13 protein-coding genes and 1 tRNA gene are annotated in these 16,558 nt (G+C 37.5%); 6 read left to right on the forward strand and 8 right to left on the reverse strand.

Translation table 11 applies throughout. From position 1 onward, the window contains the following. Window positions 1-113 precede the first annotated feature (113 nt). The 3 genes from FTT73_RS02345 to FTT73_RS02355 form a co-directional block, all read right to left on the reverse strand. Window positions 114-1,499: a restriction endonuclease subunit S gene (locus tag FTT73_RS02345; protein WP_180190954.1), complete on the reverse strand. Its 1,386-nt coding sequence runs from the start codon at window positions 1,497-1,499 to the stop codon at window positions 114-116. Beyond that, on the reverse strand, window positions 1,499-3,778 hold the full coding sequence (locus FTT73_RS02350) for a class I SAM-dependent DNA methyltransferase (RefSeq protein ID WP_180190955.1): 2,280 nt from the start codon (window positions 3,776-3,778) through the stop codon (window positions 1,499-1,501). The genes FTT73_RS02345 and FTT73_RS02350 overlap by 1 nt, the downstream gene beginning before the upstream one ends. A gap of 310 nt (window positions 3,779-4,088) precedes the next feature. Further along, window positions 4,089-4,442 carry a helix-turn-helix domain-containing protein gene (locus tag FTT73_RS02355; protein ID WP_005103547.1) on the reverse strand — a complete coding sequence of 118 codons (354 nt, stop codon included), beginning with the start codon at window positions 4,440-4,442 and terminating at the stop codon, window positions 4,089-4,091. A 453-nt stretch (window positions 4,443-4,895) separates the two neighbouring features. Between FTT73_RS02355 and FTT73_RS02360 the strand changes: the two genes are divergently transcribed. The 3 genes from FTT73_RS02360 to FTT73_RS02370 are packed head-to-tail and all read left to right on the forward strand — an operon-like array spanning window position 4,896 to window position 10,756. Beyond that, window positions 4,896-5,537, forward strand: coding sequence for a hypothetical protein (locus FTT73_RS02360; protein ID WP_153566648.1), 642 nt, complete (start codon window positions 4,896-4,898; stop codon window positions 5,535-5,537). Beyond that, window positions 5,527-7,704: a hypothetical protein gene (locus tag FTT73_RS02365; protein WP_071851768.1), complete on the forward strand. Its 2,178-nt coding sequence runs from the start codon at window positions 5,527-5,529 to the stop codon at window positions 7,702-7,704. The genes FTT73_RS02360 and FTT73_RS02365 overlap by 11 nt, the downstream gene beginning before the upstream one ends. Beyond that, window positions 7,697-10,756: a tyrosine-type recombinase/integrase gene (locus FTT73_RS02370; RefSeq protein ID WP_071851765.1), complete on the forward strand. Its 3,060-nt coding sequence runs from the start codon at window positions 7,697-7,699 to the stop codon at window positions 10,754-10,756. Before FTT73_RS02365 ends, FTT73_RS02370 begins: the two co-directional genes overlap by 8 nt. Here FTT73_RS02370 and FTT73_RS02375 read toward each other — a convergent pair. Beyond that, complete coding sequence (locus FTT73_RS02375) at window positions 10,751-11,074, reverse strand: hypothetical protein (RefSeq protein WP_082180568.1); 324 nt, start codon at window positions 11,072-11,074, stop codon at window positions 10,751-10,753. The genes FTT73_RS02370 and FTT73_RS02375 overlap by 6 nt on opposite strands. A 147-nt stretch (window positions 11,075-11,221) precedes the next feature. Here FTT73_RS02375 and FTT73_RS02380 point away from each other — a divergent pair, with 147 nt between their 5' ends. Continuing rightward, entirely contained in the window at window positions 11,222-11,548 is a 327-nt protein-coding gene (locus FTT73_RS02380; protein WP_071851762.1) for a helix-turn-helix domain-containing protein, read from the forward strand. A gap of 154 nt (window positions 11,549-11,702) precedes the next feature. On the opposite strand, the gene FTT73_RS02385 is transcribed toward FTT73_RS02380, so the two are convergent. The 3 genes from FTT73_RS02385 to FTT73_RS02395 form a co-directional block, all read right to left on the reverse strand. Then, a complete protein-coding gene (locus tag FTT73_RS02385; protein ID WP_005265731.1) occupies window positions 11,703-12,068 on the reverse strand; it encodes an AlpA family transcriptional regulator in 366 nt (121 codons plus the stop codon). A 38-nt stretch (window positions 12,069-12,106) separates the two neighbouring features. Then, entirely contained in the window at window positions 12,107-13,354 is a 1,248-nt protein-coding gene (locus FTT73_RS02390; protein WP_004637174.1) for a tyrosine-type recombinase/integrase, read from the reverse strand. Between the two features lie 193 nt (window positions 13,355-13,547). Then, window positions 13,548-13,624, reverse strand: a tRNA-Ile gene (locus FTT73_RS02395). Between the two features lie 799 nt (window positions 13,625-14,423). Between FTT73_RS02395 and FTT73_RS02400 the strand changes: the two genes are divergently transcribed. Together FTT73_RS02400 and FTT73_RS02405 are read left to right on the forward strand one after the other, a co-directional pair. Continuing rightward, window positions 14,424-14,978: a 1-acyl-sn-glycerol-3-phosphate acyltransferase gene (locus FTT73_RS02400; RefSeq protein ID WP_159138589.1), complete on the forward strand. Its 555-nt coding sequence runs from the start codon at window positions 14,424-14,426 to the stop codon at window positions 14,976-14,978. A 245-nt stretch (window positions 14,979-15,223) separates the two neighbouring features. After that, window positions 15,224-15,973 carry a YebC/PmpR family DNA-binding transcriptional regulator gene (locus tag FTT73_RS02405; protein ID WP_005097391.1) on the forward strand — a complete coding sequence of 250 codons (750 nt, stop codon included), beginning with the start codon at window positions 15,224-15,226 and terminating at the stop codon, window positions 15,971-15,973. 68 nt (window positions 15,974-16,041) lie between these two features. Here FTT73_RS02405 and FTT73_RS02410 read toward each other — a convergent pair whose 3' ends face one another. After that, window positions 16,042-16,512 carry an Lrp/AsnC family transcriptional regulator gene (locus tag FTT73_RS02410; RefSeq protein WP_005097392.1) on the reverse strand — a complete coding sequence of 157 codons (471 nt, stop codon included), beginning with the start codon at window positions 16,510-16,512 and terminating at the stop codon, window positions 16,042-16,044. Between the last annotated feature and the right edge of the window lie 46 nt (window positions 16,513-16,558).

A 16,558-nucleotide genomic window follows, 5' to 3' on the forward strand; every position in this document is an offset into this window, starting at 1 on the left:
CTTGCCTAGCCTTGTCGGGTGTTGTTGAGCATATAGTGAATCATTGCAATTATTTATGCAATGATTTTTTGTATCTGCTTGATTCCACATTTGTTTGAGGCAACTGAGAATATTCATGCGCTAAACTCCGTTTTAGCCTCATTGGGATGTTGCCAATTACGAACGTCAATCTTGCCTGTCACCGCAGATGAAATAAGGGCTGTACGGCGTTCTTTAAGTCGTTCCACTGCTTCTTGAGCTTTCATATTTAAGTTACTCAATACTGCAAGTTTCTGTTCAATAAAGGCTCGAATTTGAATTTGTTCTTCTAAAGGAGGTACTAAACAATTTATATTTAGATAATCTTCTTTTGCAATATTCTGCATACTGCTACTGGCACCTTCAGCCCCTAAAGCAATCTGATCCCTAAACCCTTGAACAGTCATAAAATGAGATAAATACTCAGCATCTATATCAATATTTTCAAAAAATATTGTTTGCCAGAGTCTATCTGGCAAGTAGATATTATCAGCCTCGACTTTTACTAATGCACTAGCTCCAACTAATTCAGGTGTATTCATACGACTGATAATAATCGCCCCTTTACGGACTTTACATTTCACACGATGAATATCTTCAGGGACTACTGTCTTATTTTCCTCGATTCGGAAACTACGAGTATAAACACAACTAGTCTTCAATACCCCTAATTCATTACTTTGAGCAGGAATATCAGCAGCATTTACACTACAACCTGATTCTAAAGAACGAATAATATTTTTAAGTCTTGAAACACCCCAATGCTCAGGCACTTGCCCCAACCATTCCACGCCTGAATCTTTCAGTTTTACATCAGGATTTAAACCTTTGGTGACTGCATGGCTAATCACTGCTTGACGCTTTTCTTTTAGCAGTTCAATCAGCTTTTCTTGTTTAGCAATTAAGGTATCAATTTTTGCGGTTTCATGGTCGAGGAAAGAGGCTATTTTTTCTTGTTCGTAAAAATCAGGAAAAGTAAGAATTAAGTCATTTATTTTATTGATTGTCATACGTTTTAATGCAGAACCATGAATAACACTATTCATTTGATCTACATTAATACCCGACACTAGATAATAGTAAAGAAAATGACTACTAATTTCTTTATTTGGAGTAATTAAGCCTAAAGACGACAAAATAACAAAGTCAGGCATATCTTCTGTGACAATACAGGCACGACCAATTGTTCCATCTTTAGTCAATAACACATCATTTACAGCAGGCTTACACCCTTCTTTGACCAACCTTAAATAGTCAGTTTCTGTAATTTTCTTTGCATCAAAAAAATTAATATTATTAATGCCTACATCAGTAACGGATACAAATGGAAATCCTTCAATTTCAATTTTTGGAGAATGATGACTCCCATCCGTAATTCTTGAATATCGTTTTAAAGCTGTTGCTGTCCAATGACTAGGAATTTCACCCAACCATTCAATACCTGAATCTTTATACTCAGCATATTTTTGATACTTTGCCATTAAGAATGCACCTCTTGAAGAAGTGCCATAATTTCACGACTCACCGCATCTAAATCCGCATCAATCTCGGTTAAATCACGTGGTGGCTCATACACATAAAAATGACGGTTAAACGGAATCTCATAACCCACAATACCAATCTCGCCATCTTGTGCATCACGCTTATCGGCATTAATCCACGCATCATGCACATGCGGTTGTACTTCACGCTTAAAGTAAGACTCGATTAAATCGCTGGTGCTTTGGCTTGGGTCAAGCGCAATGTTTTCCGCATCACGCAAATCACCATCCTGCACAAACTCAACCACTTTGCCTTTATAACTAAACTGACCATACAGCGGATTTTCTGCACCTTTCACCACTTTATTGATCACTGGCTCAGCATCGGCATTCTTCCAGGTGATGGCATCAATGAATTGCTTCTTTTCTTTAGTTTCAAGTTTCACATTGGCATCTTTTAAAGCTTGCTTGAGTACGTCATCAAAAGCATTAAAGTCATCAAACTGCGCCGTGCCGATCTTCGCTTGTAAACATTTCGCTTTGTTTAATAAGTTACGCTGTTCCAACCACAATTTTGGCTCAAGCACGGTCTTGATATCTTTTTCTTTCAGCTCGCTAAATTCAGCTTTAATCAGCGCACGGATTTCCACGTCAAACTCGTCAAGCTGACCATAAGTGTCTTCTGTCCAGTCCGTAGCGTATTGCGCATACACTTTTTGCATCACCGCATTAAATGGCTTCGGGGCAAAACGTAAGGATGCGACGGCGTCGTCACTCACCTGAGCCGATAAACGCAAAGGACGCTCGATGGTCACACGGCGGTAGCCAAACTCGTAACTGTTAAAGATTTTGCTTGAGAAAGGCTTTTTCTGATCACTTTCACCATCATGGGCTAAGGTATCTACCGCTTCAAATGCGCCGTAGTTTTGGGTAATAGTACGGATTTCTTCATCGGTTAAATAATTACGCTTCGAGCCTAAAGATTTACGCATTTTTGAACTGAGGCTAGTAGCATTAATCAAATGCACTTTGTCTTTACGCTCAGCATCTTTCTTATTGCTCAGTACCCACACATAGGTCGCAATACCAGTGTTATAGAACATGTCGGTTGGTAGCGCGATAATCGCTTCTAACAAATCGGCTTCTAAGATATAACGGCGGATTTCACTTTCACCACTACCTGCACTTCCGGTAAACAAAGGCGAACCATTCAGAATAATGCCGATACGACTACCCTGACCATTGCTGTCAGTATCACGCATCTTGCTAATCAGGTGCATCAGGAACAGCAAAGATCCATCAGACACACGTGGCAAGCCTGCACCAAAACGACCTTCAAAGCCTTTTTGCTCATGCTCGTCTTTAATATCTGATTCGATCTTCTTCCAGTCCACCCCAAATGGCGGATTCGATAGCATGTAGTCAAACTTCTCATACGCTAACTGGTCATTGGACAGCGTATTGCCGAGTTTGATGTTACGCACGTCCTGACCTTTGATCAGCATGTCTGCTTTACAGATCGCATAAGACTCTGGGTTTAACTCCTGACCAAAAACCCGCATCACCGCATCAGGATTATGCTCATACACATATTCCGAACCTGATGATAAAAATCCACCCGTACCCGCCGTCGGGTCATAAATTGTGCGGATGATACCGTCACCATTCAGAACGTCATCATCCTTGCTGAATACCAGGCCTGTGGTTAAACGAACGATGTCACGCGGGGTAAAATGTTCCCCTGCGGTTTCATTTGAACCTTCGGCAAAACGGCGGATCAGTTCTTCAAACACCAAGCCCATTTCATGGTTAGATATATTTTTTGGACTGAGATCAATTTTAGGGTCTGAAAAATATTGAACGACTTTGTAAAGCAAGTTGGCATCATCCAGGAGACCAATAAATTCATCGAACTTGAAGTGTTCAAAGATTTCACGTGCATCTTTGGAGAAGTTTTGAATATAAGTATTGAGGTTTGAACGGATGTCTTTTTGACCCAGGCTGCCTAAATCCAGCTCTGAGGTATTGAAAAATGACAGGCCATTGGTTGCCTTCAGCAGCATCTTTTCTTTAGCTTCCTCTGGCAGTGGCATGAGTTTCACTTTTTCATTGGCTGCTAATACATCTGCCTTACTGACTTCAAGTACACACTCTAAACGGCGCAACAGCGTAAACGGTAAAATCACACGACCATATTGCGATTGTTTGAAGTCACCACGCAGAAGATCGGCAACCGACCAGATAAAAGCTGCTACTTGTGAAAAATTATTATTTGTCATTAAAAAATACCGCTAGCACTCAGGCTATAAAAACTTGAAATTTATAGTTTCATTGTGCCTGATTTACAACATGTTTTGCTAGAGATAGACTGTACAAAAGAATATTAATTAGTATGCCTATGAGTTTTTTAAGTATTATTGAAAATAAAGAAATTTTTAGCTTTATGCTCAATAATGAGCAATGGGGCAGATTGAAGGTTGATATAAAATACACCGATCATTAAAAGTTTGTTCTAGTAAGCCCTTCACGTCTGTCCATACCATTTTGGTACTCCCTCAAACCTATCAAGCTCTTTATCGTGAAGGTATATCACCAATCTAATTCTGGCTTTGCGGTCTTTATAACCAGTTTTTGAGTTCGTTTATTATTACCTGAGGCTTTTTTGCGAACTTTACCTTTGAGCTTAAGCAACTGTATCGGTGAAAATGATACTTCAGGTATCAATTGATCTAGATTACCCAACATATTGAGCGCACCTAAAATAGCGATCAGCTCTACTAGTCGAACGTCGCCTTTCTCCGCATTAAGGACAGCTCTCCGACTAATCCAAGCTTTATTAGCAATCTCCGCTTGTGTCATATCTTGATTCAATCGGATGCGTTTTAAGCGCTCACCTATTACTGACGCAATATATATCGGACTATCATTTTCAGAATAATTCATTATTTATTATCCTCATCTAGCTATGTGTTGTGCCACCGTCATATAAAAACCTAGTCAAAATACCAAAATCTTTAGATCCAAATATGGCACAGCTCTCATGTTAGTTGCCAGTTCTTTGTTAATATCTATGCCTAACTAAATGCGCATTTACCCTAGCTAAAACTGAACATAATGAACGTCCCATCATCAGTTTCCGATGGACGCAATCTTGGCCGTTCTTCCGTATAAATAAAATAAGAAAAATACAAAACACAGTTAAACCAGCCACATTCAAAAACAAAGAATCAATAACTTAAATAAAAAAATCTATCTAAGCAAACCCTTAGCCTAGTTTAAAAAGAATTCAAATTCATCAAAAACCACCCACATTTATAACCATTTTCTTGATCTTTTTTTTGAAATTAACTTTTTAAGCATGTCTCTATATACATTAAAAAAATAAGGAGCATGAATATGGCATCTAAACAATCAGGTCAGAAGAAAAACGCTAAAGCAAAGTTTGACTCACATCAGGTCATCCTTGCTCCATATCCACCTTTAAGTGGAATTTACAATTGCTATGCACAAATATTTAGGGCGGCACGGCTGCCTTCAATTATTCAGCCAGATATCAAGTTACTTTGTCTCTCAACAATTTCAGGGAGTGAATTCTGTGTATTAGATAACTTTCTGCTTGTATACGCCTCCAAAAAGCAAAATCTGCGTATAGACGCAAGCTACGTTGTGCTCACCGACATTGATTTACCCAAGCTTGAATATCAATTGAGCTGGCACTTATTCAAATTAATCACTGAGCTTAAAATTAAGATTAACCTTATCCAACCAAATAGCTTATTAAGTGCACTCAATACATCACTCTCAAAACAAGCAATTTACGATTTAAACGCTCTTCATCATGAAAAACCACGGTGTGAGTTATCGCTCGATTTGCTCGCAAAACTTATCGACTGTAGTCGTAATCAGCTCTTGTATCAACAAAAAAAAATCCATTCTAGTTACACCGAAAAAATCCAGCAACTCACTGAAAAATGCGAAGCACTCAAACATTCTGAACCGAGCCCAAACCTTTTTTGGAGAGCGCAACATGCAGGCTAAGCAATTAATTCAGCGCCTTTTAGAGCAAGAGTTCATACACGATCATTATGCTGAAGTACTTGAGCAATACCTAAATCGCACAGTTGATATTCCTGAACTGAAGCAGTTATTAAAGCTCGATAATGAGATAGAGCAGAATCACCAATCACTGTTTCTACCTGCTCCACCTTCTGTTTCAGCACATCCTATTTGTGCGTATATTTATTCAGTACAACAGCACTCCCAGCATTCTGTTATACAGCGATGGTCAGTCCACAATTTACATGCTGTCTGCATTCTTAAATCTATTCCAAATGCAGGTAAAAAAGACCATCAAACAACGATTATTAAAGTACTTGATCGATTTAGGTTAGCAAATGAAGCTTATGCTGCATCGCAGCAAGCAACACAGCTCAGTAAGTCTCAACAAAAATATTTATGGCTATGGCAACAACTTCCTAGCGATAAAACACCATTAGCTGAGTTTGTAAAGAGCTTACGCAGCTTAGAAACCAATTCTAATCTGAACCGTTTTCAATATTTATTGATTCTTGATCTACGGCGTTTTTATGATTATGTGTTGGCACTGAAACCTAAAAAAAATTATTCAGCACCGCCCAAACACATAGATGAACCACATTATCTAGATGAGTACGGCGCAATTTTATGCTGCCCACAAGACATACTACAAAAGGAAGATCCTGCTCTATATTACGAGAAATTACAGGATGAACAGCCAAATCAGCAATACTCCATCAATACAGCACAGGTATCGCCATTAACAAGCCAATCTAGTTTTTTACAACATAAAATTAGCCAGCTCACACAACAACACATTATTAGACAGCAGCATGATTTTATGTGTAGCAAGCATTATCCAGACTTCAATAGCCTGAGCTTACTTGTACAACATTGTCATCAACTCTATTTAAATCATCCAGAAAAAAACAAAGCATATCTTTTTATCTTACTCAGTTTCTTGAGTGGTGTTCCTATTGAGCAATGGCTATATCTACAATCCAGACAACGCTATGCACTCAATAAACGACAGAAGGTCATTTTTGAAAACGATCAATATTTTCTACGTTCCAAATTCACACTGTTTGAGGACTCTGCTTTTGAATACAAAGACCAATTGCTTAATCAGGTGACCCATTTCGATTTGCCTTTAGTAAAAGAGCTGGTAGAGGGTTTAAGACAACCGCCAACAGTGAAGCAAGAACAGGTCGCACATGCATTAAAAAAATGCCGTGAAGAACTCTTCATTCCGTCGTTATCAACTAAAAAAATAAGTGTTTTATTACATCACTGTATTTACCATTACACTCAAAATGAACAACTAGCCGACATTCTTACAGGCATCGATGCAAATCGATCAGTTTCTATTTCATATTGTTCGTATCCAATCTACCGTTTGCAGCAAAGCTATCAGGGTACAGTACAACAACTATCAAATGATTTAGCAAAAGAAATCCATGTCATTGATGATGATCGAGAAAGATTTGGTAGCTGTAAAGCGCCGAAACCTGCAACAGTGACGGCGATATTTGCATATTTACAACATCAGATTATTCAAGCTAAACACCATGGGCAAATGCTTGAGATGTTCAATCATTACAATGTCTGGCTGTGGCATATTTTATTATTGTTCAGTGCTGCTCGACCTGTCAGCGAGTTCCCGGGTTTCTTAAAAAATTTCGATTTAAAACAACAGTGGCTTTGGATTTCTGATAAAGAAATTCACTCAAGAACGGATGATGGGCGTTTAATCCCATTATGTGATTTTGTTGTGAAGGAAATCCGCTTATTCATTACCTACTTAAATGAATTTAAACAACTACACCCAGAGCATCAACCGTATATTCAAGAAATTTTAAGCAGTAAAAGACCCCTTCTCAGTGTCTATCAACATGGTCAATGGCAAGCCCTCAGCCCTCATTTAGTCAACAGTTTCACTCGTATTATGCAACTTGATCATGCCAATTGGCTTAGGCACACAGCTCGTGCATATCTCACCGAAAAAGCAGATGAAAACTTCATTCTGGCTTTGTTTGGGCATGAGCAAAACCAACAAGAAATGGGGCAAAAATTCTCAAGTCTTTCGCTTCAACAATATAAAGAACTCGCCAACTGCCTCAACGATATGCAGCACGCTTACCAAATTGATGGGATGTATGAACATGCTTAAACAAAAACATTATGCACATGAGCGCCGTGCTAAAGATAGAAATAAAAAACAAATGAAAGAGCGCTTACATATTCAATTGATTATTGAGGAGTTTCTCTCCCAAGAAAAATTACAACAGGCACAACAATCACAAAATTTCCCAGATCTCTATAACCAAGTGATTCAGCACTTAGAGCAACAAAAAGTAAGCTTTTCTTTAAAAAAGAGCTTTTATCAGCACTTCCGCAAACACATCATTCAATACAATCGCACCAATGATGCAGACTTACCACTGCCTACGCAGCACCTCGCTTCTATTCAACGAGCCTCTTTACTCTTTAATGAATCTTGGTTAGAGAATTCGAAATATCTCACATATTTAAAAGAGCGACTCTGGCGTTATTGGCATACTGTAGAATATTTTTCGGATGATGAAATTGTTGGCAATCTTCTTATAAGTGCAATCCTGTACGGCGGACTTTCACATCATTCAAGCTTGAATGCTTTACTTGAACATCTCAAATCTGATGAAGCAATCTACCATCTTCAGACCTTACAACTTCCGCTTCTATTCTTAGAACCTCAATCGCCGCAATATGGTGATTTATATGATCCTAAACAAACCTTAAGGAAATCTCGAAATTTTGTACCAGACCGGCTAACACAGCTCTGGATTACTCGATTTAAGACACAATTAATAGATATCCAACACGATTGTTACACTTATATCCGTTACGTTTTTAATGCCTTAGAGCTTTCTTTTAACCAGAAGAAATTTAATCAGCTTTTACAAACCTCCAGTCATTCATTTATGCAACTAGACAAGGTCAAATTAAGCCCTGCGCTTGCACAGTGTTTAACTGAAGAAATAGAAAGCTGTGGCTTAAGTCCAAGTGCTTTTAAACGCTATCTCTCACCTCAGCTAATACTTGACCACTCCGATCAAACTGAAGAACCACAGCCCCAAAATATCAACAACAGAGTAAAAGAGGAAAAATTACACACTGAAGATCCTCTTGAGGCACTTACTGCTTTGCATAAACAAATTTTGACGTTCTTTAAAAATAGGCATAAGACTACCTCGGATCTATGTAACCTGCTGCACAGCCAACATGCCTATCTTCCAGAAAATGCGAAACGGCTTGGGCTTTGGCTATTTAGCTTATTTCGTCCGACTACAGAAGATATTAAGCAAATCACAGAGCTTTATCAGCTCGATCAAAACAAGTACTTACTCTATATCAATCATCAGCAGAAGATTCGTCATTCTTCAATCTATAGTTATTACACTAAACTTGCCGAGTCATGGTTATTACATAGCACCGATTTTATAGAAGAATGCAATCTCAATGATCACCTAGAAGTGATCTACAAGCGTATGTTAAACGGCGTCGGTAAATCTAAATCACAAAAATTTGATCTCTTAAAACGTTTTCATCACTTTCAGCGTGTCATATTTGATGCTGATGTGTTCCCAATGCAGAATGAAAGGTTTCATTTAAGCTCACCGAAAGCCGAAATCATCTCTGCAAAAATATTCCAACAGATGCTTGCGCGACTTGAATACTATAAAAGCCCAAGCTATACAGCCCATGATTTAGAAATGCTCAGTATCGTATATACGATAGCGTTTCGTACGGGCATGCGGATTAATGAAATACTCGGCATGCGAATCAAGGATGTTGAAGGTATTCAAGCCAGTTCAATTTGGATACGTCCATATCGTGCAAAGCATCAACAACATTTACTTAAAACAGATAGTGCTGAACGCAATCTCAACGTTCAAATTCTACTAACTCAAGAGGAGCATCTTAAATTTCAACATTACTGTCAAGTACGGCGCCGTGCTTATAGGCCCAGTCAATACTTGTTCACGATGTGGAACAGTACTGAACGCCTTAAACCTAATATGGTGACACTTCCTTTTCAACGCATCCTAGATGCAATATTGCCTGGTCATCGTTATTCTTTTCATTCTTTACGGCATACTGCAGCGAATAACCTCGCTATAATTTTGACTATGGACTACGAGTTTGTAGTTGCATTCACGGACTATTCAAACGATCATTACAACCTCATCAGAAGTCATCTATTACGCTCTAAAGCACCACAAGACAGCTGGTATTTAATTGCGCACCTGCTCGGTCATATTGAACCAAACGAGACCTTCCGAAGCTATATCCATCTCAGCTATGTGATGGCAGGTTTTCAATTACGTCAATTTGATCTGATGCTTTCCACCCAAATTATTCAAAAAATCTGTCCAACTTTAATAACGCCGTTGAAACATGCTCAAGAGATCCACCTCAGCAGTTTTGACACTCAAATGCTTCAAGCGACTCATGTAATACCATTAGGCATAGATAAACAATCAAGTATGCCAATCAATAAAAAAGAAATTCAGCAAAAACCTACTGATGATTGCATCTATGGTACTGCTCGATCAGAATATCCGTCTGCACTGATCATAAAAATACTCAAAGCATTAGATCAATCTTATACACCTGAGCTTCTGTCTCAAAAGTATGACTTTCCAATTAAGACACTCATGCTGTGGCAACAAAATATACTTAAGCTCAAACAACTCAAAAATCGCAAGAACCGACCTCGCTTCATTATTGATGCTGATAAATCACAACGCATACTTCCACATATTGAAACCAAGGAAGAAAAAATAGTCTTAGAGTATTTTTTTAAACGGCTTAATAAATTGAAAAGTGATGATGCAAACATCTTAAATGCACTACATATTTTTGAAATGAAAGCCAACATTTCACATGCTGGATTAATCTTTAATAGTGCTGATATAAGGCTAGCAAATCGATTTTTGACAGGAATTTATTCTTTATTTCCAGAAAAATATTGGCAGATTGCTATATCTTCTGAAATCTCTGAGGAAAAGCTCATGGAACGACTGCAGTTTAAATTTCTATCTTGCAGCATGAACAGCAGTCTAAATAATTCTTTTAAGTTTGAGCTAGTATCCCAAAACAATGGAAAAGCACTAACCGTCTTACGCTATTGCATGTTGGTTTTACTGATCCTGTGTACGCCGTCGCAACCTAGATCATAGCTGATCTGGCTGATAACCTGAAAACTCATAAAAGTCATGCAACAATTGAGCATAGACATCTGAAAAATTTATTAAGTTTTCTGGTTGTAAACCATAATGGTCAAAATAGCGATCATCAATGAAATAAGCTAATCCTATGTGCGTGTTGAGATAGGTTGATACGCCCAGTTGCCGACAAAAGTCAGGATTATATTGCAACTGTAATTGCGTATTACAAATAATTTTTGAGGCTACAATTTTAGCTACATTGCGAATATTGAGATGGCGAATACTAGGATGCATCGATGTCACAATTCGACTCGAAGAATAATCCATCATGATCGTTTGGCCTTCAATTGATTTAGATTTTTATCAAGTAATGATTTAGTTGCTTCTCGTTTAACAAGTAAACATCTAAACTATATCTATATTTATATAAAAACATGACTAAAACGTCAAGTTTTTATTGTCTATTTGGCGGTAATAATGACACTTGAATTAGACTCGAATGAATTTAAGATTCGATTGAAAGAAGTCAGAAAGCTACGAAAGCTGACACAGCAAGAACTGGCGGAAAAAACGGGAATACCCGTAACCTCTATTGCGCATTTTGAGTCGGGCTCACGTAAACCTTCTTTAGAAAATTTTTATAAGCTCATTGTCGTACTTAATATATCAGCAGACTACATCCTAGGACGAAGTGAAGATATGAGTGCGTTAGGTGTTGATCCCCTTGTGAGCACCCTGCAAAAATTACCTGAGGTAGAGCGGAGAATGATTGAGAAATTCGTTATTTCTTTAGGTCATAATTAGATTCGACCCAGCATATAAAATCTGACGACTTGAAAATTAAAAAACCACCTAACGTGGTTTTTTTGCATAGCCCCGAAATGGATATAAACACATTGTGTGTTTGCTATGTGGAATTGATGATCTAGTATTGCCTAGATGGTTGTTTAAATAGTGATTATTCACTCCTACATTTAGCTTTGTAAGTTTTATACCACTCTTCAATTTCAGCTGTATCAAAATATACTGCTGCTTGACGAGTACTACATTCTTTCAATGGTCTTGGAAATGAAAGATCATTTTCGATGATTTTACGTAAGCAATCTCGTGTTACATTAAGCAACTCACAAACTTGGTTGTATTTTAAGCGAAATGGCTTCATATTGTGACAAACCACTGGTATATCTAAATCATCAAAATTTTTAACAGTACGTACAATACTACGACGAGTATGTGATGTATGTGCTCTAAAATGATCCAATTGAGGATCCTCGTTTAATAATAGAGAAACCATGCTATCAAAAAAAAATAATTCAAATCCCATCCGTCCTAAAACACAAAAAAAGTGATCACGTTTTTGTGTTAATGCTTAAGTAAAGACTCAATATAACCACTCCACCACTCCATGATTTCATATCGTTCTTCTAAGTGTGCCTCTTTATCATATGCTCCCTTGACCCCAGTTTTTAAATGAGCCAATGCTGATTCGATCACCTGCCATTTGTCACTATAGCGTTTATTCAAATTGGAGGATGCAATATGTCTAAATCCATGTGGATTTTGTTTTCCTCGATAACCTAATCGATTCAATGCCGCATTAAATGTTAAATTCGAAATTGGCTTATTAATGCTATCGCGACTTGGGAATAAGTATTCACTTTCAGGTGAAATTTTCTTTAGCTCCATCAATAATTTAATGACATGCTTGGACAAAGGAATCCCATGTTCGATACCTTTTTTCATTATATTTGAGGGACGTATCCACACCGCCTCATCAAAATCAAATTGCTCCCATTTCGCCTGTCGCAATTCCCCTGGACGAGGAAACATATGTATTAAAAGTTCTAAGCCTATTGCAATCGGTCTGGATGAGGAATTTCGAATTAATGAAATCATTTCTGGAAGCTGTTGAATAGCTACATGCTTCATACTTTGAGATTCCCCTTTCGCTAAATAATCACCAATCCCTTCCAATGGATTATATAAAATACCTTTTTTAAATTTTGCTAAACCATAAGCACCTGAGCAACATGAAATAAGCTTTTCAATTCTGTTATAAATTCCTTCATTCATTTGCTTGTTAGTAAAAAACTCCAACCATTCTGCTGGTGTAATTGATTTATATGGTCGATGTCCAAAGACAGGAATTAAATGTCGTTCAACCGATTGTTTTTCCTTTTTATAAGTATCAGCAGCCCAAGTCTGCTTTTTTCGCTCTAACCACTCATAAATAAGATGCGAGAATAAAGCCTTTTCCTCCTCAAGCTGAATTTTCTTAATCTCAACCTGTGTTTGAATTAGTATTTCACCTAGCGTCATGGCCTCTGCTTTTTCACGTGCTTGCGCATAACTTACAGATGGATAACTACCTAATCCTATCCATGCCCATTTTCCTTGATCATTCTTATATCGATATTGCCAATGTTTTTTGCCATTCGGTTTAACCCTACAATACAAACCTGGAATATCAGTAGGCTCACGATATTCTTTCGCTTTGGGTTTAAGTGTTTTATAAATTTCTTCAACACTTTTTTTTCGGCGAACCTTTGTATTCTGCGATACAGATCTTAGACGAATATCATCGTGAGTATTAACATCAAAAACATTCATAACTTATGGAATCTCCAGTGATTTTTTCCTTGGTGTATCCCTGAGTTATATTTTAAATTTAGGATACAAACAAGGATACACAGAGCGTGTTCCCATACGAAGTTATATAAGTTTAAACAAAGCAATAAAAAACCCTTAACTCTTTTAGAATTAAGGGTTTAGATCTTATATAAAGCTATATAAATATAAAATTTGGTGGGCCCAGACAGACTTGAACTGTCGACCAACGGATTATGAGTCCGCTGCTCTAACCAACTGAGCTATAGGCCCTACATGCTGAAAACTTTATTTATCAATAAGTTCAAGCGTCATGAATACTAGCTAAGATTTTTTTGAAAGACAAGTACTTTTATAACCACTTGAACACTTAGACAGCAATCATCATGACTTGATTCGACAGAAATTCTAGTTCTTTAAGACTTCAGTCTAAAGACATGCAGAAAAATGGGGTATATACAGATCAATTTAAGGCAGCCTAGCCTGAAATATTGACGTCAACCTCATAGAATAAGGCATATATTTGATAGATTTGACGTCTCAGTATATTTATAAAGTATCAAAAAATATTTGATAAAATATTAAAAATGATGGAAAAGGATATGAGCTGTACAATAAAGAAAAATTAGAATTGAGACTTCATTTCCTTTTCTTTACTCAAATCCTGCTTAATTTCGATGAAAGACCATACAATTATAAGCACTAAAATCAATAAAGAGACTACAAAGGCTGTAATGTATGTCATAGTTTTCAATCTCAGAGTAGAAAGAACAACAAAATAGAAAGGATTAACACCCCTTCTCTTCTTCGACAAAAGTCTAATAACTAAACTTTGCTCTGGATAGTCATTTTTTCACCATTTTAAGACTTTTTTTATATCTAATAATACTTTTTTAATATCAATATTTTTTTATTTATACATTTTAGCTCTTAATATTTCAGTTTAAAAAGATCAAGAAATTATAGATTTCTACATTATTTACACGTTTTATTTGCCAGCCTATTGACTGAATGGTCGAACAAGAAGAAATTATGCAATTCTCCACATATGGCTTTTACTTAATCTGTGCTTATGCTAAATAAATTCATTGGCGAATCTGCATTTAAACTTGCGGGTTGGCAATATCATGTCGAACCAGATGTACTCGAAGACAAACAGGTCATTATTGGCTTTGAACATACTTCAATGATGGATGCAGTGCTGTCGATTGCCCTCTTCCAGATTTATGATCTTAAAATTCATACCTTAATCAAAAAAGAACTATTTAAAGGACCTTTCAAACCGCTATTAAAAGCTGTCGGCGGTATTCCTGTTGACCGCAAGGCCAATAAAGATATCGTGACCCAGATGGTGGAGCATTTTCAGAATAATGAAAAGTTTAATCTGGTGATTGCACCAGAAGCGACACGTGCCAAGCAAGGTGAAGCACGTAAACCGATCCGTACCGGCTTCTGGCATATTGCCAAAGCTGCCAATGTGCCGATTGTGTTGCTATATGCCAATTCCAGAACCAAACAAGGTGGCATTTTAGGCAAAATCTATCCAACAGATCTGGCTCAAGATCTGGCCTTAATCAAACAGCTCTATAAAGATAAAGTGGATCTGGATATTGTCATTCCGGAATAAGCTCAGTAACAGTGCTCGACATGAACAGATCCTTTGCTGTTCATGTCCTCCTAAAGCATTTGTATAAATTTGAAAAATAAAATCAAAAACTGCACTATAGCATTCCCCTTTTCTATCAATTTAATACAATTTTTTTGTTTTATCCTGAAATCTCAAATCCAGACACTTTTTTTTAAAAAAAAGCTTATGGTAGAATTTCGGCATTCTGATAGGCATACAGCCAATCTACAAGGAGCAAAGTTCGCATGGCGGGTCATTCCAAGTGGGCCAATATTAAGCATCGTAAAGCAAAACAAGATGCGAGTCGTGGTAAGCTTTTTACCAAATATATTCGTGAATTAACCACTGCGGCAAAACTCGGTGGTCCAGATGCAGGTAGCAACCCTCGTCTGCGTGCGGTGGTTGAAAAAGCATTATCTGTAAATATGACACGTGATGTGATCAACCGTGCCATTCAACGTGGTGCGGGTGGCGAAGATAACGACGACCTGAAAGAAGTGACCTATGAAGGTTATGGTGTAGGTGGTGTTGCTGTTCTGGTAGAGACCATGACAGACAACCTGAATCGTACTGTTCCTGATGTTCGCCATTGCTTCTCAAAAACCAATGGTAACTTAGGTACTGCCGGTTCAGTGGCTTATCTGTTTACCAAACGTGGCGAGATCACTTTTGAAGATGTTTCTTTAGAAGATCAAATCATGGAAGTAGCTTTGGAAGCAGGCGCGGAAGATATTGAAATTGCTGAAGATGAAATTCTGGTAATTACCACGCCTGAAAGCTTTGGTGATGTACAGGATGCGCTCACTGCAGCAGGTCTGAAGTCTGACAATGCTGAAGTGGTGATGAGCCCTTCAACCAAAGCTGAAATTACAGATGTTGATCAAGCCAAAATGATTTTGAAAATGATCGATATGTTTGAAGATTTAGATGATGTTCAAAACGTATATACCAACGTAGAGTTTACTGATGAAGTGATGGCGCAATTAGACGCTTAAGCTTGATCAAAACTAAAAACGCACCCTTGGGTGCGTTTTTTATAGTTGTCTACTACTCTCGCCTAGGATCAAACTTTATTGAGTAGTCCGCTACAGTTAAAGACATTATATTCTTTAATGACAAAGCTCGAATGCAGTGCAACCACATGCTCAATTTTCCCAATACGCTTGAGTAAAATTTCACTATAATTTTCCATATCTCGCGCCACTACTTCGACAATAAAATCCGCAGACTGGCCGGTGACCAAAAAGGCATTAATCACTTCGGGAATACTTTCCAGTTCTTCCAGAAATTTAGCAAAAGTATCACTATCATGTTTACTTAGCGACACCTGTAACAGTACATGCAGCGTGAAACCTAATTTCTGATAATTAATTTCACGCTTTAAGCCACTGATAATATTGTGATCGATCAAGTGTTTGATCCGGCGATGGACTGAACTCACAGATAAATTTACCCGCTCTGACAGTTCATTCAGATTGACATCCTCATGGGTCAATATTTCTAGAATATGTTTATCGAAACGATCCAGTTCCATTTTTATACTCTTTCTTAATAATCAATAAAAATAGCAAAATATTGCG

The sequence above is a fragment of the Acinetobacter sp. YH01006 genome (assembly GCF_013420445.1).
Lineage (GTDB): Bacteria > Pseudomonadota > Gammaproteobacteria > Pseudomonadales > Moraxellaceae > Acinetobacter > Acinetobacter pseudolwoffii.